Consider the following 22,839-nt stretch of genomic DNA (forward strand, 5'->3'; position numbering starts at 1 on the left):
CCGTGACCACGATCGCCGTGACCGGGCACATGGATCTGACCGACAGCAGCGTGCCCCTCGTACGCGATGCGCTGCGCATGACGCTTACACCTCATGCCGACGGCCTCACCGGCGTCTCGTGCATCGCCAGGGGATCCGACACTCTGTTCGCCGAGGTCGTTCTCGAGCTGGGTGGCAGCCTGGTCGTGGTCATCCCCTCGAAGGACTACCGGCAGAGCAAGGTCAAACCCGACCACGCCGACACATTCGATCGGCTCGTGCAGGCTGCGGACGATGTCGTCGTACTCGACCACGAGACGGCGAACCGAGCCGCCTACGAAGAGGCCAACCGCACGCTGCTGCACCGGGCCGGCCGTCTGGTCGCCGTCTGGGACGGCACGCCCCCGAGCGGCAAGGGCGGCGGCACGGCGGACACGGTTCAGGAGGCCCGGGCGTCGGGTCTGCCGGTGGACGTGGTCTGGCCCGCCGGCGCCATGCGCGGCTGAGGGACCGCCCTCACACCTTCGGGGGCTGGCCGCAGGCCGTTACTCGCCGCCCCCGTCTCCGCCCCCGCTGTCGGGCGCGGTCTGTCTGCTCTTCGAGATGGCGAAGGAGAGCACCGTACTGGTGTCCCGGACGTCCTGGGGGAGGGCCGCCACCGCTCCCACCCCCTTGGCGCGGTCGAGCCGTTGCCGGGGGCGGAGGCGAAGGCCGAGGTGTTCGGCCACGTCGGATGCGTCGACGAGGTCCCACAGGAACAGCATGTGCTCGTCCAGCGGGGCCTGTTCGGCGACGACGGCCCGGAGCCGGACGATGAGGGCGTTGCGCAGGGCGGCGTCGGCGTAGTGGAGCTCTCCGCTGTGGTCGTGCAGCAGCACCGTGCGGTCGAGCAGCGCCGACCTGTGATGCAGGAAGGCGTCCTCGCCGCGTAGCAGCAGCCACTCACGCAGGTCGAGCGACTCCCCCTCGGCGGTGGTCCGGCGCTCCAGTTCGGCCAGGATTCCGTCGGCCCAGGCGAGCCCGGTGGGCGTGGTGTCCAGCAGCCGGATCCGGCCGGACCTCCAGTACGCATCGATCCCGAAGACCTTGAACTTCTTGTCCGGGACGGCCTGGAGCCTGCGGCGCAGCGCCAGTTCGCCGAGTTCGGCGACCGCGCATCCGATCCTGGCCTGCTCGGCGTCCAGGACCTCACCGGATTCGATGTGGCAGAGGAGAAGGAACTCTTCCGGCAGGGAGAGTTCCGGGAGGGGGAGGGCGGGGTCGAGCAGGGGATCTGCGATCACCACGCCGTCGGAGCCGTGGCCCGGTCGCCCGTGCTCCGGCGTCCCGGAGCTGTCGGACTCGTCCGAGCCACCGGTCCACATGTCGCGCAGCGGGCCCCAGCAGTACGACGCGAGGAACACGGCGGCCAGAGGCAGGGCGATGCCCTCGACCATGTGGCCCTTCGACAGCTCGACGATGCCCCAGACAAGCAGGCCGATCATCGCCGGTACCAGGATGATCAGCAGCAGCACGACCACGGTCCGGCCCATGACCCGCAGGGCGCCGGCGAGGGCGCTGCCCGTCGCCTTGGCGACCTCGTGGGACCCGGGCCACGCGGCGGCGTCCGGCGGCGCGAGCGTGACGTCCCCGGAGCCGCCTCCCGCGCGTGGCGCGCCCGCAGACGTCGGCGGCCCGTCAGGCCCCGGAACCCCGGCCGGCCGGGAACGGTCCGGCCCTGCGGCGTTCCGCGGCGGCGGTTCCATCCTGCCCCACAGTGCTCCGCATCCCTTCCAGGCCAGGAACACGGCGGCAGCCCCCATGGCGAGCTGCCAGATGAGACCTCCGCTCCCCACGAACCAGGCGATCAGTCCCGCGAGCCCGGCTGACGCGAAGAGAACCAGACTGAGAGTCACTCGCCATTTCCACATGCGTCTCCATCCCGAGTCCGTCTTTCCCCCTGGGAAGGGGACGCGGAAGGCCGCCGACAGGTTGCCGACCCGCCGGCCCATGCGGGGCTGAGGGACCGCCCTCGCCGCAGCCGGATCCGGCGAGCGTCGACGGGGCGGCGGCCCTGGGACGGGCCGCCGCCGGGGTGCGGAGGTGGTCAGGTGCGGTTGATGGTGAACTGTGAGCCGGGTTCGGTGACGATCTCGCCCTCGGCGCAGTTCCTGATCGTCACGTCGGTGAGCGTGGCGCTGCCGCGTGCTCCGCCCATCGCGAGGATGCCGGAGCCGTTGACGCAGCCGTCGATGCGGACGTCCGAGATCTTCGCTCCCGGTATCGCGCCGCCGCCGGTCTTGAACTGGATGCCGTCGTACGTCGAGTCGTGGATGTCGGTGTCCCTGATGGTCACGCCGGGGATGTCCGGCCCCTGCGCGAAGAGCGTGATGGCGCCGAACTCCTGCGCCTCGTTCCAGAACGCGCCGCCCGTGCGGTACAGGGCGTTGCCCGCGATCAGGGTCTGCCCGGAGAAGGGCAGCGGGTCGTGGTCGGTGGCGAGCATGATGCCCGGGTAGTTCATCGTGTCGGAGACGACGTTGTTCTCGACGGTGTTGCCGTAGCCGCCGTAGATCGCGATGCCGTTGGCCCGCCACGGGAGCTGGACGGTGTTGTTGCGGAAGTGGTTGTCGTGGCCGATGTCGACGGAGGTGTCCTTGACGTACTTGCTGGCCCACACGGCGAGGGAGTCGTCGCCGGTGTTGCGGAAGGAGGAGTTGTGGACGGTGGAGTTGCGGGTGCCGTTGGCGAAGTTGATGCCGTCGGCGTAGGTGTTGCGGATCCGCATCCCGGTGAACTCCAGACCGTCGCCCGGGCCCCACAGCTCGGGGATGTTCGAGTAGTCGCGGCCGGCCCAGACGCCGACGTTGGCGTGCTCGATCCACACGTTGCTGATCTTGGTGTTCTTGCCGAAGCGGCCGTTGAGCCCGACTCCGCCCTCGGCGTTGCCGTCGCCGCCCCGGATGGTGCCGGAGCCGAAGATGGCGATGTCGGAGATCTGGGTGTTGTCGTCGATGTCGAAGCCGAAGTTGCCCTCGTGCGGGTGGTTGATGCCGCCCGCCTCGTGCGGCGGGGTGAGGGTGTAGAGCTGGGAGTGCCACATGCCGGCGCCGCGGAGGGTGACGTCACGGATGCCGACCTGGTTGTGGTTGCCGCGGTTGAGCGGGTCGTCGGTGAGGATCTTCTGCTCCTGGCGCCACTGCCCGGCCGGGATCCACACGCACGCGATGTCGCCGTTCTGGTCGGCGGTGACGGCGCGCTGGATCGCGTCGGTGTCGTCGATCCCGTCGTTGGGCACGGCACCGTACTCGGTGATCGAGGTGCATGAGGCGGGCTTGGGGGCGGGGGGCGCGACCTGCTCCAGGTCGATCAGGTCGACGACGTAGAAGGCGGCGGTGTCACCGGCGTCCCGCTGGAGGCGGAACTTCGTGCCCGCCGGGTAGGTCTCGGTCAGCAGGGCGTGGGACTCGTCGAACAGCCGCCGTGCGTCACCGCCGGGGCGGTTGGTCAGGCCCTCGGGGTCGTCGGTGTCGCCGTACAGCCAGCTGTGCTTGGAGGACAGGGTCAGCTTGCGCACGAACGCGCCGTCGGCGTACAGGCTGAGGGTCGCCTCCCGGCCGCCGCCGCCCGCCGTGTCCGGGATCGAGTTGCGGACGACGAGGGAGTTGGCGCTGTTCGTCGAGGTGAATTCGACGTGGTCGCCGGTGTCGTCCAGGCGGACCGACTCGCGGCCGGAGGACTCGGTGCCGAAGTTGGTGTGCCCGAAGGTGCGCTTCTTGTCGGTGGTCAGGAGCGTCCCCCGGTACCGGCCGTCCTCGGCCTCGTACTCGGTGTACGGGACGGCGGCGCCGCGGCCGACGACGAGGGAGCGGGCGAGGACGTTGTTGTTCTCGTCGGTCTCCTCCAGGGTGTCGGTGGCGTCGGCGGTGGCGGTGAGGGTGGCGCCGCCGTCGGTCGCGGTCCAGGTGCCTTGGAGGGCGACCTGGGCCGTGTCGCCCGCGGCGATGGACGGTGCCCTGCCGTCGAGGGTGGTCCCGCCGACGGTCAGGCGGGTGACCGTGCCGGCGGGGACGGGGGTGGTGCCGCGGTTGTTCACCGCCACGGTGAAGGAGACCGGGGAACCGACCGCGGGGGCCGCCGGGTTGCTGGTGATGCCGGTGACCCGCAGGTCCGGGCCGGGGCTCTGGGCGACGGTCAGCTTGTCCGCCGCGGTGCGGCTGTTGTTGCTGTTGTCCAGTTCGGCGACGGTGTCCGTGGGGTCGGCGACCGCGGAGACGGTGTACGAGCCCGCCGGGCGTTTGCCGAGGGTGACCTCGGCCGTCCCGGACTCCCCGGCGTCGAGCGCGGCGACCGGGGCGGAGCCCGCGACGGTGCCCTCGACGCTGACGTCCACCGTGGTGGCGGGGGCGGCGTCGCTGCCGGCGTTGCGGACGGTGACCCGAGCCGTCACCTCGTCCTTCTCGGACGGCGCCGCCGGCGTCCACTCCAGGCCGGTGACGACGAGGTCCGGGGCGGGCGCGGCCGTGCCGAGGACCTGGAGCTCGGCGACCTGGACGCCGGGCGCTCCGGAGTTGGCGAAGCCGGTCAGCCGCAGGTCTGCGACGCGGCCGGTCACCGGGATGGTGACGGTGTTGCGGTCCGGGGAGGGGCTGAAGGCGTAGTCGGCGCGCGCCTTCAGGCTGGTGAAGCCGGCGGCGCCCTGGGCGCGGCCGAGGACTTGCAGGGACTGGGTGCGCGGGCCCCAGACCGGGTCCGGGTTCAGTTTCACGACGACGGCCGAGACGTCCGCGTCGGCGCCGAGCTTCACCGTCAGGCTCGACGGGAACCCCGCCGACTCCCAGTAGGTGCCGGTGTTGTCGTCGTTGGCGTGGGTCGCCGCGTAGTTCTGGGTCGTCGAGGTGGCCTCGACCGGCTTGCCGCGCGCCAGGTCGGTTCCCTCGGGGGGCGGGTCGACCGGGCCGCCGTCGTCCTCGCCGTAGATCTCCAGTTCGGACAACTGGGCGGCGTTCCAGCCGGAGTTGGCGGTCACCCGGACCCGGACGTACCGGGCTTCGGCCGACGGCAGGTCGAGCGTGACGGTGTTCGCCGAGGACGGGGCGAAGGAGCGGGCCCCTCCCTCGGCCAGGGTGCTGAAGGAGCTCCCGTCGGTGCTGCCCTGGACGGCGAGGGTCTGGGACCGCGCCTCCCAGGTGCTGGGCAGTTTCAGGGTGACGCGGTCCAGGTCGACCGTGGTGCCGAGGTCGACCTGGACCCACTGCGGGAAGGAGCCCGCCGGGCCCTCCCAGTAGGTCTGCTGGCTCCCGTCCGTCACGTTGACCGCCGGGTAGCCGCCGTGCGCTCCCCCGGCCGTCGCCACTCTGCCGAGGGCGAGGTTGGTCGGTGCCGCCGCCGCGTGCGCGGGGGCGGCGGGCAGCAGGCCGACGGAGATCAGGCCCGCTGTCAGCAGACCCACCCCCAGCCGTCTGCTCAGGTGTGTGCCTCTCATGGTGGCCTCTCCACGATCCATCCGGGTGCGGGCCGTGTCCGGGCTCCGCCCGCCGGTGGGTGACTGTGACAGCAAGACACTTTCTTGAGCGATTCTGTGTCTTATTTGCGTGGTCGAGGGCTCAGGTTTCTACCGGGTGAATGCTTTGTCAACCGTTCTGTCACCGTCACGACAAAAAGAAGCCCCGGCACGCCAAGGGCGTACCGGGGCTCGGGCGGACCTCGGAGGGTCAGCGGGCCGGCGGCGGTGCGGTCGATCCGCGGACGACGAGCTCCGGCTCGAAGAGCAGCTCGCCGGGGTGCGTCTGGGTGCCCTGGATCTGGGCGCACAGCAGGTCGACCGCGGCGCGGCCCATGGCCTCGATGGGCTGGCGGACGGTCGACAGGGGCGGCTCGATGCAGGTCATGAAGGCGGAGTCGTCGAAGCCGACGACCGACACGTCCGCCGGGACGCGGAGCCCGCGTCGGCGGGCGGCCCTGATCGCGCCCAGGGCCAGCGGGTCGCTGCCGCACACGATGCCGGTGACCCCCCGGGCGAGGAGACGCGCGGTCGCGGCCTGGCCGCCCTCCAGCGAGAAGATGGACCGCTCCACGTACTCCTCGGCCAGGTCGGTGCCCGCCTCCCGCGCCGCCGCCCGGGCGGCCTCCAGCTTGCGGCGGGACGGCACGTGGTCGGCGGGGCCGAGGACCATGCCGATCCGCTCGTGGCCCAGCGAGGCGAGGTGGCGCCAGGCCTGCTCGACGGCGACGGCGTCGTCGCAGGCCACGCAGGGGAAGTCCAGTCCCTCGATCGAGGCGTTGACGAGGACGACGGGGATGTTGCGCTCCGCCAGCCGGTGGTAGTGCTCGTGCGGCGCGTCGGCCTGCGCGAACAGGCCGCCGGCGAAGACCACCCCGGAGACCTGCTGCTGGAGCAGCAGGTCCACGTAATCGGCCTCGGAGACGCCCCCCTTGGTCTGCGTGCACAGCACGGGCGTCAGCCCCTGCTGGGCGAGCGCGCCCCCGATGACCTCCGCGAACGCCGGGAAGATCGGGTTCTGCAGCTCCGGCAGCACCAGTCCCACCAGGCGGGCGCGCTCGCCGCGCAGCTGGGTCGGCCGCTCGTACCCCAGCACGTCGAGCGCCGTGAGCACGGACTGGCGGGTCGCCTCGGACACCCCGGGCTTGCCGTTGAGGACACGGCTGACCGTGGCCTCGCTGACCCCGACCTTCTTCGCCACCTGAGCAAGTCGTCGCGTCATGAACGCAAGACTAACGCAAGAACCGCAAGAGGATTGCAGTCCATTCGCATGTTCCGACCCGGAGGCGACGCAAACGCGGTACGGCCCTTACGTACGGCTCCGGGGGCGGCGCACAGCACGACAGCGGACGGCGGCCGGTGGGACGGGGGCGTGTCAGGCGCGCAACCACACCGCCGTGTCCCGGGGCAGGCTCCCGTCGGCGAGGAGCGGTCCGCTGGCCAGCAGCAGCCGCCGGTACGGCGGGAGGGCGGCCGGCCGCTCGGAGAGGTTGACGACACAGACCAGGCCGGCGGCGCGGGCGAAGGCAAGGACGCCCTCCGCCGCGGGGAGCCAGGTCAGCGGGCCGTCGCCGAAACCCTTCTCGGACCGCCGCAGCGACAGCGCCTCGCGGTACAGGGTGAGCATCGACTCCGGGTCGGTCCGCTGGCGGTCGACGGCGTACCGCGCCCACCCGTCGGGCTGCGGCAGCCAAGGCTCGGCGCCGGCGCCGAAGCCGTACCACGGTGCTCCGGCCTCCCAGGGCAGCGGGACGCGGCAGCCGTCACGGCCGGGATCGGTGCCGCCGGAGCGGACGTGCATGGGGTCGTGGATGCGGTCGCGCGGGATGTCGGCCTCGGGCAGCCCCAGTTCCTCGCCCTGGTACAGGTAGACCGAGCCGGGCAGGGCCAGGGTGAGCAGGGCGGCGGCGCGGGCGCGGCGGGTGCCGAGCGCCAGGTCGGTGGGGGTGCCGAAGCGTTTGGTGGCGAAGTCGAAGGCGGTGTCCTCACGGCCGTACCGGGTGACGGTGCGGGTGACGTCGTGGTTGCAGAGCACCCAGGTCGCGGGGGCGCCGACGGGGGCGTGCTCGGCGAGGGTGTCGTCGACGGCGCGGCGCAGCCGCTCCGGCTCCCAGGGACAGGCGAGGAAATTGAAGTTGAAGGCGGTGTGGAGTTCGTCGGGGCGCAGATAGCGGGCGAAGCGTTCGGCGTCGGGCAGCCAGACCTCGCCGACGAACACGGCGCCGTACTCGTCGGCGATCGCCCGCCAGGAGCGGTAGATGTCGTGCAGTTCGTCCTGGTCGATGTACGGGCAGGGACCGGTGCCCTCGGTGTGGTCGGGGAGTGCGGGGTCCTTGACCAGCAGGGCGGCGGAGTCGATGCGGACGCCCGCGACTCCCCGGTCGAACCAGAAGCGCAGGATGTCCTCGTGCTCCGCGCGGACGTCGGGGTGCGCCCAGTTGAGGTCGGGCTGCTCGGGGGTGAACAGGTGCAGGTACCACTCGCCGTCGGGCACCCGGGTCCAGGTGTCGCCGGAGAACTGCGAGGGCCAGTCGTTGGGCGGGAGTTCCCCGTGCTCGCCCCGGCCGGGGCGGAAGTGGAACCGCTCCCGCTCGGGGCTGCCGGGGCCGGCCGCCAGCGCGGCCCGGAACCACGGGTGCCGGTCGGAGACGTGGTTGGGGACGATGTCGACGATCACGCCGATGCCGAGTTCGGCGGCATCGGCGATCAGTTTCTCGGCCTCGTCGAGGGTGCCGAAGGACGGGTCGATGGCGCGGTAGTCGGCGACGTCGTAGCCGCCGTCGACCATCGGGGAGGCGTACCAGGGCGTGAACCACACGGCGTCGACGCCCAGGTCGGCGAGGTGGGGCAGCCGCGCCCGGACGCCCGCGAGGTCACCGGTGCCGTCGCCGTCGCCGTCGCCGAAGCTGCGGGGATACACCTGGTAGATGACGGCGTCGCGCCACCAGTTGCCGGTGCGGGACGGATGAGGGGCTGCCACGGGCATTCCTTTCGGGCAGGAGTGGTTCGTCTCGGGAGTTGTTCGTTTCGGGCGGGAGTGGTTCTTCGCCGCCGTCCCGGGCCGGCGGGGCGTTGTGTGTTCACGGGACGGCGGCGAAGGCTCAGGGGAGAGGCGGGTCCGCCGGTGGGCGCGTCAGCCCTTGAGGCCGCCGGCGGTGAGGCCGCTCATGATGTTGCGCTGGAAGATCAGGAAGATGATCAGTGTCGGCAGCGAGGCGATCGTCAGGGCCGCGATGAGGACGTTCACCGGGACGCCGTTGGAGAGCGAGTAGATACCGACGTTGAGGGTCTGCTTGGCCGGGTCCGGCAGGGTGAGCATCGGCCAGAGGAAGTCCTTCCACACACCGACGACCGCGAAGATCGACACCACGCCCAGGATGGGCCGGGAGATCGGCAGGACGATCGACCACAGGACGCGCATCGGTGACGCGCCGTCCATGGCGGCGGCGTCGAGCAGCTCCTTGGGGATGGAGTCGAAGAACCGCTTCAGCAGGAAGATGTTGAAGGCGTTGGTGACGGACGGCAGCCAGATCGCCCACGGGGTGTTGAGCAGGTTCCGTTCGATGACCGGCACGTCCAGCACCGTCAGGTACTGCGGTACGACGAGCACGGTCGCCGGGATCATCAGCGTGGCCAGCATCATGCCGAGGACGGCCTTGCCGAACACGGGCCGCAGTTTGGACAGCGAGTAGGCGGCGGCGACGTCGAGGACGAGCTGGAAGGCGAGCGCGCCGAAGGCGTAGTAGAGGGTGTTGAAGAGCAGGGAGGACAGGTCCATGACCTCCCAGGCGCGGCTGTAGTTGCCGGGTGCGAAGGTCCCGGGCAGCAGGGTCGGCGGGGTGCGGATCACCTCCTGGGCGTCCTTGAAGCCGCTGGACACCAGCCAGTACAGGGGTCCGAGGAACACCAGGGTGAAGCCGCCGACGACCAGGGCGAAGGCCGCCCGGTACAGGCGCCTGCCGCGGGGCTTGGCGAGCTGGGCCGGCGAGATGAGCGTGCGCGTGGACATGATGTCTCTCCCCCGGTCCTACGCTTCCTCGGCGCGGCTGAGCCTGACGTACGCGGCCGAGAATCCGGCGAGGAGTACGAGCAGCATCAGGCCGAGCGCGGCGGCGGCACCGTAGTCGTTGAAGTTGAAGGCGTACTGGTAGATCAGGTAGACGACCGTCGTGGTGGACCCCTCGGGGCCGGCGCCGCCGGTGAGCAGGAACGGCTCCACGAAGACCTGCATGGTGGAGATGATCTGCATGAGCAGCATCAGGGAGAGGATCAGCCGGGTCTGCGGGATGGTGACGTGCCAGATCTTGCGCAGCAGCCCGGCGCCGTCGAGTTCGGCCGCCTCGTACAGCTCGCCCGGGATGCCCTGGAGCGCGGCGAGGTAGATCAGCGTGGCCCCGCCCATGTTCATCCAGGTCGACGCGACGACGAGGGAGAACATCGCGGTGTCGGCGTCCTGGAGCCACTGCTGCTCCGGCAGGTGGAGGAAGCCGAGCAGCTCGTTGAGCAGGCCGTAGCCAGGGTCGTAGAGGTACTGGAAGAGCAGGACGGCCGCGACCGGCGGGAGCATCACGGGCAGGTAGACGAGCAGGCGGAGGTAGCCCTGGCCGTGGCGGAACTCGTTGATGACGACCGCCAGGACGAACGGGACCACGAAACCGAGGAGCAGCGCCAGAACGGTGAACCAGAAGGTGTTGCCCCAGGCCTGCCAGAAGGCCGGGTCGTTCAGGACGGTGCTGAAGTTGTCCAGGCCGACCCAGACGGTCTCGCCGCTCTCGGTCTTCTGGAAGGCGAGGAAGAACTCCCTGATCATCGGGTACCAGGAGAACACCGCGAAGCACAGGACCGCCCCGATGAGGAAGGCGTGGGCCGTCAGATTGCGCCGCAGGTTCCTGGTGAACCGGCCGCCGGTGGGCGGGGCTTCCGCCTGGCGCGGCTTCGAATGGCGGGGAGGTCCCGCCTTGCTCGGGGTCAGGCTCGGGGCCGACATCGTCGCTCGCTCCTCGGTACTGGTCTGCCGTGTCTGCCGTCTCTGCCGGCGTGTCCGCCGCTGGATCGTCGGGCGCCGGGCGGGGAGGAGAGGGCACTCCGGAGGGCCCCGCCCCGCCCGATACCGTCACTGGTTGGCCAGGACTTGGTTGACCTGCGACTCGGCGGTCTCGAGGAGCTTGTCGACGTCGGCGTCCTCGTTGGTGAGGATGCCGGACATCACGTTGTCGAGGATCTTGTAGATCTCCTGCGCCTTCGGCGGTTCCGCCTTGCTCGGGACGGGGTTGTCCATGAAGGCCTTGAAGGCGTCGACGTCCATGGTGGCGTTCTTCGCCCGGTTGGCGTCGTCCTTCCGCTTCGACTCGCCCAGCCAGAAGTTGGGCTGCGGAAGGCCCACCGGCAGACCGTCGGCCTTGCTGCGGGCCCAGTCGAACTGGCCCTTGCCGACGGTGGTGAACTTGAAGTCGAGCCAGGCGATGCCGGCCTTGATCTTGTCCGGGGAGATGCCCTTCTTGATCATGTAGCCGTTGCCGCCCGCCAGCGTGTTCTCGCCGCCGGGTATCGGGCCGATGCCGAAGTTGTCGTACTGGGCGCCGAGTTGCTGCACCATGTAGGCGATGTTGTCGGGGGCGGCGAGGAACATGCCGAGCTTGTCGGAGGCGATCTGCTTCTGGAGGTCGCCCCACTTCAGCAGCTGGGTCTTGCCCATGCTGTCGTCCTCCCAGCGCATGGCGTGGAGGTCCTCGGCGAGCTGCCTGCCGATCTCGTCGTTGAACGCGGCCTTCTTGCCGCTCGCGTCCACGATGTCGCCGCCGCGGCTGTACATCTGCGCGGTGAAGTGCCAGCCGCCGTTGTTGCCCGCGCTGTAGTCGCCGTAGCCGGCGATGCCGTCGCCGAGACCGGCGATCTTCTTGGCGGCGGTACGGACCTCGTCCCAGGTGCGCGGCGGGCTCTCGGGGTCGAGCCCGGCCCGCTCGAACAGGCTGCGGTTGATCATCAGGCCCATCGTGTAGTTGCTGGTGGGCAGGCCGTAGAGCTTGTCGCCCTGCTTCAGCAGGCCGAGGACGTCAGGGTCGATGTCCTTCAGGGCCGGGACGGTCCGGTCGTTGACGTAGGCGGTGATGTCCTCGGCGCCGTCCTCGGAGAGGACCTGCGGCAGGTCGGTGAAGTAGGTGTAGAAGACGTCCGGCTGCGACTTCGCCTTCAGCATCGCCGTGAAGCGCGGCGGCTCCAGGCACTGCCCGGGGGTGGAGCGGCCCTCGATCCTGACGTTCGGGTAGACCTTGTTGAACGCGGCGACGTCTTCCTTCCACTGCTTCAGCTCGGCCGCCTTCGCCGCCGGAGGCATGCAGTCGATGGTGATCGACACCTTGGTCTTCGGGTCCAGCGGCGCGGACGGATCGGACGATCCACTGCCGTCGGATCCCTCGTCGCTGCTGCTGCTCGTGCCGCACGCGGCGAGGACGGTCAGCGTGAGCGTCGAGACGAGGGCGGCGGCGCCGGCGCGGCGGGTACGGCGGAACCGGGCACTTCTCATGGTGGTCCCCTTCGGGCAAGGACGGCAGGAGGCGCAGGAGGCCCCACCATCGGTGCGGATCGATGCGTGCGTGGGGCGCGGCACACTCAACCACTCGTGACAGCGCTACGCAAGATATCGCGCCAGTTTTGCAATTGCTCGACAATCAGCAGCCGACCGAGCGAGGACGGCGTCGCGCCCCGTCCACGCGGGTCACGCTACGGTTGCGCGTCCGCTTGGCCATCGCGGCGATGTGAGCCGCCACAAGGCCGCTCACCTGGCAAGCTGCCATTCCCTACGAAGCAGCGAATCCCCGAGCATCGGTCCGCAAGAACACGACTTGCTTCCGAAAATCAGTGATCACCTGTCACCTCAGTACCGAGGATCAGTGGACGCGACCTGACGCGCCGGGGCCGTGTATCGCACTTTCCGATAGGCGTTGAAAACCCGCATGCGGGTTTGTTTCTCTGGGTGGTGCCCGGGCTCACCGACCACGGAGATGCCACATGATCAAGCTTGACGACATCCGCCGGCACGCCGCCGCCCGCCCCGACGCGATCGCCGTCGTGGACGGCGCGACGCGGCTGTCCTGGGCGGATTTCGCCGACGCGGTGGACCGGTGCGCGGCCGGTCTCATGGCCCGGCTGCCGGAGACCGGTCCCGTCCGCGCGGTGTTCCTGGCCGGCCCGAGCTGGGAGCTCACGGTCGCCCTGGCCGCCTGCGCCACCCTCGGCGTCCCCTGCACGGGACTCGACCCCGCGCAGGAGGGCGGCCGGCTCGACGCCCTCCTGCGCACGCTCGACCCGTGTGCGGTGTTCGTCGAGTCGCGGTACCGGCCGCTGCTGGAGGGGCGCACCCGGCCGAGCGGGCCCGGGTGCGCGTGGATCACGCTGGACACCGCGGCGGGCAGCGGGGCGCCGCGTACGGAGGTGTCGTTCCGCCGTCTGTCGCAGAGCGAGCCGTTGCGCCGGCTGCCCGAGCCTCGGCACCGGGAGTGCCTCGACGTGGTGCCCGGCGGGCAGCGGGTCGCGGTGCGCGGGGCCGCCACCGAGGGGCGGGGACTGGTCGCCCTGATCGACGAGTTCGGCTTCGACGCGTACGACGTCCACCTGGTGGCCGCGCCCCTGTGGCTGCCGCTCTCCCTGCACCTGGCGCGCACCCTGCTCGCGGTGGGCGCCACCGTGGTGCTGGACGCCACGCAGGACGCCGGGACCCTGGCCGGGCTCGTCACCGCCGAACACGTCACCACCGCGGTGTTCGACCCCGCCACGCTCGGCCGGCTGCTGGCCGACCCCGCGTCCGCGCCGCTGGCCCACCTGGGGCGCCTGCGCTGTGTGATCACCCCGGGCCGGCACCTGGGCCGCTGGACGGTCAACGCCGCCTGGGAGCGACTCGGCCCCGTGCTGCACCTGGCGTACACGACGCCCGAGACCGGGCTGAGCGCGATCCTCGGGCCCGAGGAGGGGCAGGTCTCCCGCATGCGTACGGGACGGGCGACGCTCGGCACGACGCTCACGGTGCTGGACGAGGAGGGAGCCGTACTGCCGACCGGAAGACCCGGCCGGGTCGCCGTCAGCGGGCCCCATGTGATGGACGGCTACCTCGACGGCGACGACGACGCCTTCGTCACCCTCGACACGGGGACGGGCGAGCGGCGCTTCTTCGTCACCGACGACCTGGGCGCCCTCGACGGGCAGGGCCGCCTCACCCTGACCGGGCGGGCTTCGGGTGTGACGCCGCCCGCCCGCGACCACGCCCTCGACGCGGCGCTGTTCCGCCTCGAGTCGGACCTGCTCAACCTGCCCTGCCTGCGCGACACCGCCGTGGTGCGGGTCAGTCTGCCCACGCTCGGCGACGCGCTCGTCGTGCCGTTCATCGCCGTCGCCGTCGGCCGCGAGGTCTCGGGACACACCGCGCTGCGCACCGCCTGCGCCCGCCGGGTGCCGTCGATCCCGGCCCACGTCATCGCGGTCGACCACATCCCCTACAGCCCCATGGGCCGGATCCGGACCGCGGAGCTGCTGGAAGCGGTGGTTCCGATCATCACCCTGAACCTCCAGCTGGAGCAGACCGAGCATCAGGAGATCCCCACATGACCTTCCTCCCCGCGCCCGGCCTCTTCGAGGATGCCCCGGACGCCGACCTGGACAGCGGCTTCTTCTCCCTGGAGGGGGAGTTGCTGGAACTGGCCTGCGTGCGGGAGTGCGCCGTGGTCCACACCGAGCTGCCCGAGCTGGGCGGCGCGCTGGTGGTGGCGTTCGTACCGCTCGCGCCGGAGCAGGAGATCGCCGGGCGGCGGGCGGTGCTCGCGGCCTGCCAGCGCAATCTGCCCGCCCTGTACGCCCATGCCGTGGCCGTGGACGAGCTGCCGCGCACCGTGGAAGGGGCCGTGCGGGACGGGGAGTTGCTGGACGGGGTGATGCCGCAGCTCGCCCGGGATCTGATGTCGCCGGTGGCGATGTCGGACTGAACGGGAACCTCAAGCAAGGGGTCGAAAAGAAACAGGCATGCTGGTATCTTTATCGCTCTCGGGAACGTGGTCGGTGAAAGGGGCCATGGCATGCAGTTCCAACAGTTACGGGCCTTCCGCGAGGTGGCGGCCGAGCTGAGCTTCACGCGGGCCGCGAAGAACCTGCACTACGCCCAGTCGACCGTGACCGCGCAGATCAAGAACCTCGAAGAGGCCGTCGGCACCGAGCTGTTCGACCGCAGCCGGCGGCGGCTGGCCCTGACCGAGGCGGGCGCGCGCCTGCTGCCGCACGCCGAACGCATCATCGAGATCGCGGAAACGGCCCGGCGCGAGGTCATCCTGTCCACACCGCCGGCCCGGCGCCCGCGCGGCGGCCACGGGGCACGCGCGGCGACCGGGCGGCCCGTCGGGCCCGTGGGGGCCGGCCGCCTGTGAGTCGCCTTTAGGCTGCCTTCAGGCCCTTGCCTTCAGGCCCTGCCTTCAAGTCCCTGCCTTCAGGGGCGGTCGGCGTCGTCCCTCCACTCTCCTTCCCTTCCAACGGCCGGCCCTCCCCGGGGCCGGCCGTCGTGTGTACGGGTACGGGTACGGGTCGTGTGCACGGGGACGGGTCGCCGGGGCGGACACCGGGCGCGTGATTCGGCAAAGGCCCGTGCGCGGGGCGGCAATTGGCGGATCGGGTTCGTTTCTAGAGTCGCCGGCGGCGGATCGTTCCCGCCGCCGTCGGACATCCGCGCCCGTCTCCCCCTCCCGCATACCGATAGGTGACTGACACATGTCCTCTGGAATCTCGATCGGCGTCGTCGGCGGCGGCGCGGCCACCGTCTGCCTGATCGACGCCCTGGCCCGCAGCGACGGGGCCCCGGGCGGTATCGCCGTGTTCGAGCCGTCGCCCCACCTGTGGCGCGGCCGGGCCTACCAGGTGGACGCGGAGACGCTGCGCGTGAACGCCACCCCCGACGACATGTCCGTACGCGCCGGGGACCCGGGCCACTTCGAACGCTGGCTGGAGACCCGCGACCGCGTCACCGGTGTCCGCCAGGGCGTCGACCGGATGTCGGGGGCCCGGTTCGCGCCCCGCCCGGTCTACGGCGCCTACCTGGAGGAGTCCGCGTACGCGGCCCTCGGCGAACTGCGGCGCAAGGGCTGGCGCGTGGACATCATCGGCGAGGCCGTCACCTCCGCCGCCCGGCTGTCCGACCAGGTGCTGCTGCGCACCGGTCCGGGCACCGCCCGCGCCTTCGACTACGTGGTGCTGTCCGTCGGCGGGGACGGCCCCAAGGACGTCTACCATCTCGGCGGCACCCCCGGCTTCGTCGGCGACCCCTACCCGGTCTCCGGCGCGCTGGGCGACATCGGCGAGGACGAGCACGTCGCCGTCATCGGCAGTGGTCTGACGGCCGTCGACATCGTGCTGTCGCTGGTCTCCCGCGGCCACCAGGGCCCGATCAGCCTCATGTCGCGGCGCGGGGTGCTGCCGGGTGTGCGGCAGCGGCCCGTCCACGTGGAGCTGCGCCATCTGACGCCGGACCGGATGCGCGGCACGGCCAGGGGCCGGCGGGAGCTGGCCCTGGAGGACGTCGCCGCGGTGATGCGGGCCGAGTTCCGCGACGCGGGGGCCGACCTCGACGCCGTCATCCACGAAATCATCCGCGTCGACCTGGAGGACCCGGTCGACCGGCTGCGACGGCAGATCGACGAGGTCGACTCGCCCCGGATGGGTCTGCGCATCCTGCAGCGCGCCGTCCCGGAGACCGGGCCCGACGTGTGGCCGGTGCTGCGCGAGGCGGACAAGATCCAGGTCCTGCGCGCCCACTACCGCACCATCATGAGCCTGTGCTGTCCGATGCCGCCGGGCAGCGCCGCCGTCCTGCTCGAACTGGTCGAGGCGGGACAGCTGGAGATGTTCTCCGGCCTGCTCGACGTCACCCCCTCCGAGGGGGGCGGCTTCGACGTGCTCGCGGCCGACGGCACCGCCTTCCGCGCCGACCGGGTGATCAGCGCCGTCAACGCCGCCGAGGGACGCATCCCCGCCGGGGCGCTGCCCCTGGTCACCTCGCTGCTCCGGTCCCGGGCGGCCGGCCGCCACCCGCACGGCGGGCTCCAGCTGGCCCGCGCCACCAGCCGGCTCACCAGCAACGGCCGCCCCGATCCGCGGCTGTACGGGCTCGGCAACATCGCCGCCGGGGCCCTGTTCTTCACCTTCGGCATCCCCTCCCTCGTCGACCGCAGCCAGGACATCGTCGCCGCGATCCTCGAACACTCCGCCACCGTGCAGGCCGTCCGCGGCGAGGCCGAGCCGGTCGCGGCCTGACGGCTGCCGCCGGATGGCCGCCGTATGGCAGGCGCCGGCCGGCAGTCGCTGCCTGACGGCCACTGCCTGACGGCCGCCGGACCGGAGCACCGCCGGATCGGGCCACCGCCCTCCAGGACCCAGGAAGGACCACCGCACATGAGCACGACCGCCACCGGCCCCCGCCCCGCCCACCTGGCCGACACCGCCACCGGGCTGCCGATTCCCGGCGAGCCGTCCTTCGCGACGTACGAGGAGGCCCGCCGGCACCGCAAGCAGCGGCTCGCGGCCGCGCTGAGACTGTTCGGCAAGTACGGGTTCGGCGAAGGGATATCCGGTCACATCTCCGTGCGCGACCCCGACCCCGAGCACGGGGACCGGTTCTGGGTGAATCCGTTCGGCGTCTCGTTCCGCCGGGTGCGCGTCGCCGACCTGATCTGCGTCGACTCCGCCGGACACGTCGTCAGCGGCCGGCACCCCGTCAACCCCAGCGCCTTCGTGATCCACTCCCAGATCCACGAACTCCACCCGCGTGCCACCGCCGCCGCCCACGGCCACACCCCGCACTCCCGGGCCCTCGGCGCGCTGGGCCGGCTGCTGGAACCCCTCGACCAGGAATCGGCCGCGTTCTACGGCCGCCAGTTGCTCTACGGCGACTACCAGGGCCCCTCCGTCTCGGTGGCCCAGGGCCGCGCCATCGCCGAGAGCCTCGGCGACCACCGGGCCGTCCTGCTGCGCCACCACGGGCTGATCACCGTGGGCGGCTCCCTGGACGAGGCCGTGCACTGGTTCCTCACCTACGACAGCTGCGCCCAGGTGCAGCTGCTCGCCCACGCCGCCGGCACCCCGCGGACCCTCACCCACGAACAGGCCCTCGCCGCCCGCGAGGGCTTCGGGGACGAGCAGCTGGGCCGGTTCAGCTTCCAGCTGCTGTGGGACGAGATCGTCGCCGAACAGCCCGACCTGCTGGAGGAGTAGCCGGCGAGCCGACGTCGGCAGCCCCCCTCACCTTCCGTACGGGCTTTCCGTACGAGTTCTCCGTACCGCGTGTCCACCGCCGCGCCGGCTCCGGCGCCCCGCACCCCACCGAAGGAAGTGCTTTGTCTGCTTTGCGATGGCTCACCGCCGGCGAGTCGCACGGGCCGGCCCTGACCGCCGTGCTCGAGGGACTGCCGGCCGGTGTGCGGACCTCCACCCACGAGGTCGCTGACGCCCTCGCCCGCCGCCGCCTGGGGCACGGGCGCGGCGCGCGCATGAGGTTCGAACGCGACGAGGTGGACTTCACCGGCGGGATACGGCACGGCCGTACCCTCGGCAGCCCGATCGCCGTCCGCGTCGGCAACAGCGAGTGGCCGAAGTGGGAGACCGTGATGGCCGCCGACCCGGTCCCCGCCGAGGCACTGGCCGGTCAGGCGCGCAACGCCCCCCTCACCCGTCCCCGCCCCGGCCACGCCGACCTGGCCGGCATGCAGAAGTACGGGTTCGACGACGCCCGCCCGGTCCTGGAGCGGGCCAGCGCCCGTGAGACCGCCGCCCGGGTCGCGCTGGGCAGCATCGCCGAGGCGTTCCTGCGGCAGGCGTACGGGATCGGGCTGGTCAGCCATGTCGTGGCGCTCGGCGGACAGCGCTCCGCGTCGCCCGTACTGCCCGGCCCCGAGGACACCGAACGGCTCGACGCCGACCCCGTACGCTGCTTCGACACCACGGCGTCGGCGGCCATGGTCGCCGAGATCGACCGGGCGCACCGGGCCGGTGACACCCTCGGCGGCGTCGTCGAGGTCCTGGTCCGGGGACTGCCGCCGGGCCTGGGCTCGCACGTGCACTGGGACCGCCGGCTGGACGCGCGCCTGGCCGGCGCCCTCATGGGCATCCAGGCGATCAAGGGCGTCGAGTTCGGGGCGGGCTTCGCGCTCGCCGCCGTCCCCGGATCGCGGGCGCACGACGAGATCGTCCCCGCCGAGGGTGGTCGCGTACGCCGTGCCAGTGGCCGCTCCGGCGGTGTCGAGGGGGGCATCTCGACGGGCGAACTCCTGCGGGTGCGCGCCGCAATGAAGCCGATCGCCACCGTGCCGCGCGCCCTGGCCACCGTCGACACGGCCACCGGCGAGGCCGCCGTGGCGCACCACCAGCGGTCCGACGTGTGCGCGGTACCGGCGGCGGCCGTGGTCGCCCAGGCCGTGACCGCCCTGGTGATCGCCGATGCCGCCCTGGAGAAGTTCGGCGGCGACAGCGTGCCGGAGACCGCCCGCAACCACCGTGCCTATCTCACCCACCTGGCCGTCGAATGAGGCAGACCGTGACCCTTCCCCTCCAGTCCTCCCCCACGTCCACCACCCTGCTCTCGGCCGGCCCCGCGCCGTATCCCGTCGTCGTCGGCAGCGGACTGCACGAGCAGGCCGGGCGCCTGCTCGGGCCGGACGTGCGGCGCGTGGCGCTCGTCCACCCGCCGAAGCTGGCCGCGGCCTCCCACCGGATCGCCGGGGACCTCGAGCGCCACGGCCGCCAGGTGCTGCCGCTGGTGGTGCCGCCCGGCGAGGGGGCCAAGGACGCCGGTGTCCTCGTCTACCTGTGGTCGCAGCTCGCCGAGTCCGGCTTCACCGGCTCCGACGCCGTGGTCGCCCTCGGCTGCGCCGCCACCGCCGACCTCGCCGGAGTCCTCGCCGCCACCTGGCGGGGCGGCATCGACCTGGTCCTGGCCCCCACCACACCGGCGGCCATGGTCGACGCCGCGGTCGGCGGGCGCGCCGCCCTCAACATCCCGCAGGGCAAGAACCTGGTCGGTGTCCGGCACGAGCCGGCCGGTGTGGTGTGCGACCTGGACCTGACGGCCCGGCTGCCGCGCGCCGACTTCACCGACGGCCTCGCCGAGGTCGTCAGGGCGGGCCTGATCGGCGATCCCGCCCTGCTCGACCTGATCGAGGACGACCCGCGGGCGGCCTCCGACCCGGCGGACGGGCGGGCCCGGGAGCTGATCGAGGGCGCGCTGCGCGCGAAGGCCGCGGTGGTCGCGGACGCCGCGCCGGGCGAGGGCCCGTGGGAGTTCCTCGACTACGGCAACCCGCTCGCCCACGCCGTCGAACACGCCGAGAACTACCGCATCGGCCCCGGCCGGGCCCTCTCCATCGGCATGGTCTTCGCCGCCGAACTCGCCCACGAGGCGGGCCGACTGGACGCCGAGCACGTGAGGCGGCACCGGGCCCTGCTGGAGTCCCTGGGACTGCCGGTGTCCTACCCGCGCTACGCCTGGGAGCGACTGCGCACGGCGTTCGCCGCGGACGGGGACACAACGGGTGGCGGGACGGCGGGTGGCCGGACGACCGGCGTCCAGACGGCGGGTGGCCGGACGACCGGCAGCGGGACGACAGGCGGCGGGCCTCGGCTCAGGTTCGTCGTCCTCGACGCGCCGGGCCGACCCGGCCTGCTGGAGGACCCCTCGACGGAGCTGCTGGACGCCGCGTACTCCCGGGTGGGCACATGACGGGGCCTGCGGCCTTACGGAACGCCGGGGTCGGGGGAGACGCCTCCTCCGACCCGGGCGGGCGCGCCCTCCGCAGCGCCGGTGCGGCCACCTCGGACCGCCGGCCACGCCAGAAGGAGCCACGATGACCACAGCACCCCCCGGAGCACCTGCCCACGTCGCCGTATCCACCCCGACCGCTCCGACCGCCCCGACCGCTCCGACCGCCCCGACCGCCCCAAGGCGCCCCCACCTCCCGCACCCGCCAGGGGCGCCCCGGCACGGGGACGCCCCTGCCCATCACCCCAACGCGGAGCACCCCTCGAGCCTGCTGCCCGGGCAACCGATGGCGCCCGGCATCGAGCGGTCGGCCGACGGCCCGCCCCACCCTCGGCGGCACGAACGGACCGCCACCGCCCTCCCCGGAACCACCCGGGCGACCCGGCACGGAGGCCCCCGGTGACCGCCGCGCTGCTCACCGCGCCCTCCGCCCGGCACCTGACCCCCGGCAACCCCCTCGACGGACTGCTGCACACCCACGGCACCCACGACACCCACGGCATCCACGAGGCGGAGGGCGCGGCGCCGTCGTACCCCCCGTACGACGCCCATCTGCGCGTACTGGCCCGGCGAGGGCGCCCCGTCGCGGAGGCGCTCGCCGAGCTGGTCGTCCACGGCGCGCGCCGGACCGCCGACCGGCTGCGGCCCCGCTACGAGGCCTCCGGCCGCGCCGACGGCCATGTCTGCGCCGCCGTCCCCACCTCCCTGGCCCACTCCCCCGGCGCCACCGAGGCGGGCGCGCGGGCCCTGCACGAAGCCGTCGGCCGGCCCAACCTGATGATCAGCGTCCCGGCCACCGAGCGGGGGCTGGCGGCGATCACCGCGTGCCTGTCCGCGGGCATCGGGGTGCACGCCGTGTCCGTCGTCTCCCTGGAGCGGTACGCCCGTCTCGTCGACGCCGTACTGACCGGGCTGGAGCGTGCCGCGGACGGCGGCCTCGACCCCGCAGCCGTCCCGTCGGCCGTCTCCCTCGCGACCGCCGCCCTCGACGAGGCGTCCGCCCGCCGCCGCCCGGGCGAGCCGGGAGCGGACACGGGCCCGGACCGCCCGGTGGGCCTCGCGGCCGCCACCGTCCACCTGGCGCGCCGGATGCGCGAGGAGATCCACGGCTCGCAGCGCTGGCACGCGCTCGCCGAGCAGGGCGCCCGCCCGCACCTGCTGCTGTGGGACCTCCCACCCGGGACGCACAGCCACAAGGACGCGAGCGCCTGGCGGATCCTCGACGCGCTGCCCTCGTACGGCCTCTGCTACCGCGAGCTGACCGCCGCCGCCGAAGCGGCCGACCTGGCCCGCGCCGCCCACCGGCAACGACGGACGGCACACCTCGTGGAGGCCGCCCTGCTGGGGGCCCGGGAACAGGAGTGAGCCCGGACCCAGACCTGCGCGGACACCCTGCCCGTACGGCTGCCCGCCCCGCTCCCGCCCCCGGGCGCCGGCCGAGCGGCCATAATGGAGGCATGTCATCCGTGCCCGCGCCGCAGCGATCAGCTTCCGCCGGGGCCGCCCGCGCAGGCGAGCCCGCCGGCCCGGGCGGTACGGATCTGGGGCTGTACCGGGAGAAGTTCCGGCGCCGACTGCCCTCCGACCTCCGGGAGTTGCGCGGGCCCGCGGACGGGGTGGTGGAGCCGCCGGCCACCGTGGTCTGGTCCGGGCTGCGCGCCTTCGACCTCGGCAACGAGCGGCAGCGCATGAGCCTGTACCGCACCGTCCTCGCCGAAGGCATGCGCGAGGACCTGTGCGCCCTGCTCAACCGTGACCTCCTGCTGCGGCTGTGGCCCACCCTGCGGATCCTCGTCTCGACCACGGTCCGCGGCGTGTGGGAGGAGGCGTTCCCGGAGCTGCGGGCCCTGGCGGACGTCCCCGCCGCCCGGCCGCCCGCCCGGCGCCGCCCGCACGGGGGCACGGCCGCCGCGTGATCCTCCCCGACCTGCACGCCCGTCTCCTCGCGGACGTCCTGGCCATCGGCTCCCCCTACCCCCTGGTGATCACGGGCGGCTACGCCGTCCAGGCCCACGAACTCCTCGCCCGCCCGAGCCAGGACCTCGACGTCGCCACCGAGAACCCGGCGCCCATGGCCGAGATCGTCCGTACGCTCACCGACGGCCTGGCCGCGCGCGGCTGGCGGGCCGACGTCATCGAGGTCGCTCCGCTCTCGGCCCGCCTCAACGTCACGGACACCCGCTCGGCCACCGGGGAGACCTGCGAGGTGGACGTCCTCAAGGAGGTCTTCTTCCGCCCCGTCGCCTCCAGTTCGTACGGGCCCGTACTCGCCGAGGAGGACGTGATCGGTACCAAGGTCCGTGCCCTGGCGGAGCGCGGTCTCGCCCGTGACGTGCTGGACGTCTTCGCCGCCTCCCGCCGCTGGACCACCGCCGACCTGGAGGAGTTCGGCCGGCGCCACGCCCGCGACCGCTTCGACCTCGACTCGCTCCAGACCCGCCTGACCGCCGTCGCGTGGATCGACGACGCCGAGTTCGAGGCGTACGGGGCGGACACCGCTCTGGTCGACGCGCTGATGTCCTGGGCCCAGCAATGGGCCGACGACCTCGCCCACCGCCTGCTCCGCGACCAGGACACGGACGGTTGACCCCGTTCCAGT

The 22,839-nt window shown here is 72.5% G+C and carries 18 protein-coding genes; 11 read left to right on the plus strand and 7 right to left on the minus strand.

Annotation, left to right across the window (positions count from 1 at the left end; translation table 11 throughout):
• Positions 1-2 precede the first annotated feature (2 nt).
• Positions 3-485, plus strand: coding sequence for a hypothetical protein (locus tag ACZ434_RS27385; protein ID WP_468460373.1), 483 nt, complete (start codon positions 3-5; stop codon positions 483-485).
• Positions 486-524: 39 nt separating this feature from the next.
• Here the strand turns inward: ACZ434_RS27385 and ACZ434_RS27390 are convergent, their stop codons facing one another.
• The 7 genes from ACZ434_RS27390 to ACZ434_RS27420 form a co-directional block, all read right to left on the minus strand.
• Positions 525-1,874, minus strand: coding sequence for a GOLPH3/VPS74 family protein (locus tag ACZ434_RS27390; RefSeq protein WP_468460375.1), 1,350 nt, complete (start codon positions 1,872-1,874; stop codon positions 525-527).
• A gap of 191 nt (positions 1,875-2,065) precedes the next feature.
• Positions 2,066-5,443 carry a CARDB domain-containing protein gene (locus ACZ434_RS27395; RefSeq protein WP_468460377.1) on the minus strand — a complete coding sequence of 1,126 codons (3,378 nt, stop codon included), beginning with the start codon at positions 5,441-5,443 and terminating at the stop codon, positions 2,066-2,068.
• Between the two features lie 229 nt (positions 5,444-5,672).
• Positions 5,673-6,683, minus strand: coding sequence for a LacI family DNA-binding transcriptional regulator (locus ACZ434_RS27400; RefSeq protein WP_468460379.1), 1,011 nt, complete (start codon positions 6,681-6,683; stop codon positions 5,673-5,675).
• A gap of 153 nt (positions 6,684-6,836) precedes the next feature.
• Entirely contained in the window at positions 6,837-8,447 is a 1,611-nt protein-coding gene (locus ACZ434_RS27405) for a glycoside hydrolase family 13 protein (protein WP_468460381.1), read from the minus strand.
• A 147-nt stretch (positions 8,448-8,594) separates the two neighbouring features.
• Positions 8,595-9,470 (minus strand): carbohydrate ABC transporter permease, encoded by an 876-nt coding sequence (locus ACZ434_RS27410; protein ID WP_468460384.1) that lies wholly within the window; start codon positions 9,468-9,470, stop codon positions 8,595-8,597.
• Between the two features lie 18 nt (positions 9,471-9,488).
• A complete protein-coding gene (locus ACZ434_RS27415; protein WP_468460386.1) occupies positions 9,489-10,448 on the minus strand; it encodes a carbohydrate ABC transporter permease in 960 nt (319 codons plus the stop codon).
• Positions 10,449-10,574: 126 nt separating this feature from the next.
• The gene (locus ACZ434_RS27420; RefSeq protein WP_468460388.1) at positions 10,575-11,984 is read right to left on the minus strand and encodes an extracellular solute-binding protein; all 1,410 of its coding nucleotides are present in this window, start codon (positions 11,982-11,984) and stop codon (positions 10,575-10,577) included.
• 485 nt (positions 11,985-12,469) lie between these two features.
• Here ACZ434_RS27420 and ACZ434_RS27425 point away from each other — a divergent pair, with 485 nt between their 5' ends.
• From ACZ434_RS27425 to ACZ434_RS27470, 10 genes are all read left to right on the plus strand, one after another.
• Complete coding sequence (locus ACZ434_RS27425; RefSeq protein WP_468460390.1) at positions 12,470-14,059, plus strand: class I adenylate-forming enzyme family protein; 1,590 nt, start codon at positions 12,470-12,472, stop codon at positions 14,057-14,059.
• Complete coding sequence (locus ACZ434_RS27430; RefSeq protein ID WP_468460392.1) at positions 14,056-14,433, plus strand: AMP-binding enzyme; 378 nt, start codon at positions 14,056-14,058, stop codon at positions 14,431-14,433. The genes ACZ434_RS27425 and ACZ434_RS27430 overlap by 4 nt, the downstream gene beginning before the upstream one ends.
• Positions 14,434-14,523: 90 nt before the next feature.
• Positions 14,524-14,868 (plus strand): LysR family transcriptional regulator, encoded by a 345-nt coding sequence (locus ACZ434_RS27435; RefSeq protein WP_468460394.1) that lies wholly within the window; start codon positions 14,524-14,526, stop codon positions 14,866-14,868.
• Positions 14,869-15,205: 337 nt separating this feature from the next.
• Complete coding sequence (locus tag ACZ434_RS27440; RefSeq protein WP_468460396.1) at positions 15,206-16,744, plus strand: FAD/NAD(P)-binding protein; 1,539 nt, start codon at positions 15,206-15,208, stop codon at positions 16,742-16,744.
• A gap of 138 nt (positions 16,745-16,882) precedes the next feature.
• Entirely contained in the window at positions 16,883-17,701 is an 819-nt protein-coding gene (locus tag ACZ434_RS27445; protein ID WP_468460398.1) for a class II aldolase/adducin family protein, read from the plus strand.
• A gap of 122 nt (positions 17,702-17,823) precedes the next feature.
• Positions 17,824-19,011 carry a chorismate synthase gene (gene aroC, locus ACZ434_RS27450; protein WP_468460400.1) on the plus strand — a complete coding sequence of 396 codons (1,188 nt, stop codon included), beginning with the start codon at positions 17,824-17,826 and terminating at the stop codon, positions 19,009-19,011.
• 8 nt (positions 19,012-19,019) lie between these two features.
• Positions 19,020-20,201, plus strand: a complete 1,182-nt coding sequence (locus ACZ434_RS27455; protein ID WP_468460402.1) for a 3-dehydroquinate synthase family protein — start codon at positions 19,020-19,022, stop codon at positions 20,199-20,201.
• A 438-nt stretch (positions 20,202-20,639) separates the two neighbouring features.
• A complete protein-coding gene (locus ACZ434_RS27460; RefSeq protein ID WP_468460404.1) occupies positions 20,640-21,605 on the plus strand; it encodes a transaldolase family protein in 966 nt (321 codons plus the stop codon).
• Positions 21,606-21,697: 92 nt separating this feature from the next.
• Positions 21,698-22,156 carry a hypothetical protein gene (locus ACZ434_RS27465; RefSeq protein ID WP_468460406.1) on the plus strand — a complete coding sequence of 153 codons (459 nt, stop codon included), beginning with the start codon at positions 21,698-21,700 and terminating at the stop codon, positions 22,154-22,156.
• Positions 22,153-22,827: a nucleotidyl transferase AbiEii/AbiGii toxin family protein gene (locus ACZ434_RS27470; RefSeq protein ID WP_468460408.1), complete on the plus strand. Its 675-nt coding sequence runs from the start codon at positions 22,153-22,155 to the stop codon at positions 22,825-22,827. Before ACZ434_RS27465 ends, ACZ434_RS27470 begins: the two co-directional genes overlap by 4 nt.
• The last annotated feature ends 12 nt before the right edge of the window (positions 22,828-22,839 follow it).

The organism is Streptomyces sp. NPDC030893, assembly GCF_055571535.1.

Excerpts from the sequence above, each read along its gene's own strand:
- ACZ434_RS27445 (WP_468460398.1), top strand. The coding sequence starts at position 16,883 with ATGAGCACGACCGCCACCGGCCCCCGCCCCGCCCACCTGGCCGACACC.
- ACZ434_RS27440 (WP_468460396.1), top strand. The coding sequence starts at position 15,206 with ATGTCCTCTGGAATCTCGATCGGCGTCGTCGGCGGCGGCGCGGCCACC.
- ACZ434_RS27395 (WP_468460377.1), bottom strand. The coding sequence starts at position 5,443 with ATGAGAGGCACACACCTGAGCAGACGGCTGGGGGTGGGTCTGCTGACA.
- ACZ434_RS27415 (WP_468460386.1), bottom strand. The coding sequence starts at position 10,448 with ATGTCGGCCCCGAGCCTGACCCCGAGCAAGGCGGGACCTCCCCGCCAT.
- ACZ434_RS27435 (WP_468460394.1), top strand. The coding sequence starts at position 14,524 with ATGCAGTTCCAACAGTTACGGGCCTTCCGCGAGGTGGCGGCCGAGCTG.
- ACZ434_RS27465 (WP_468460406.1), top strand. The coding sequence starts at position 21,698 with ATGTCATCCGTGCCCGCGCCGCAGCGATCAGCTTCCGCCGGGGCCGCC.
- ACZ434_RS27420 (WP_468460388.1), bottom strand. The coding sequence starts at position 11,984 with ATGAGAAGTGCCCGGTTCCGCCGTACCCGCCGCGCCGGCGCCGCCGCC.
- ACZ434_RS27410 (WP_468460384.1), bottom strand. The coding sequence starts at position 9,470 with ATGTCCACGCGCACGCTCATCTCGCCGGCCCAGCTCGCCAAGCCCCGC.
- ACZ434_RS27430 (WP_468460392.1), top strand. The coding sequence starts at position 14,056 with ATGACCTTCCTCCCCGCGCCCGGCCTCTTCGAGGATGCCCCGGACGCC.
- ACZ434_RS27405 (WP_468460381.1), bottom strand. The coding sequence starts at position 8,447 with ATGCCCGTGGCAGCCCCTCATCCGTCCCGCACCGGCAACTGGTGGCGC.
- ACZ434_RS27400 (WP_468460379.1), bottom strand. The coding sequence starts at position 6,683 with ATGACGCGACGACTTGCTCAGGTGGCGAAGAAGGTCGGGGTCAGCGAG.
- ACZ434_RS27425 (WP_468460390.1), top strand. The coding sequence starts at position 12,470 with ATGATCAAGCTTGACGACATCCGCCGGCACGCCGCCGCCCGCCCCGAC.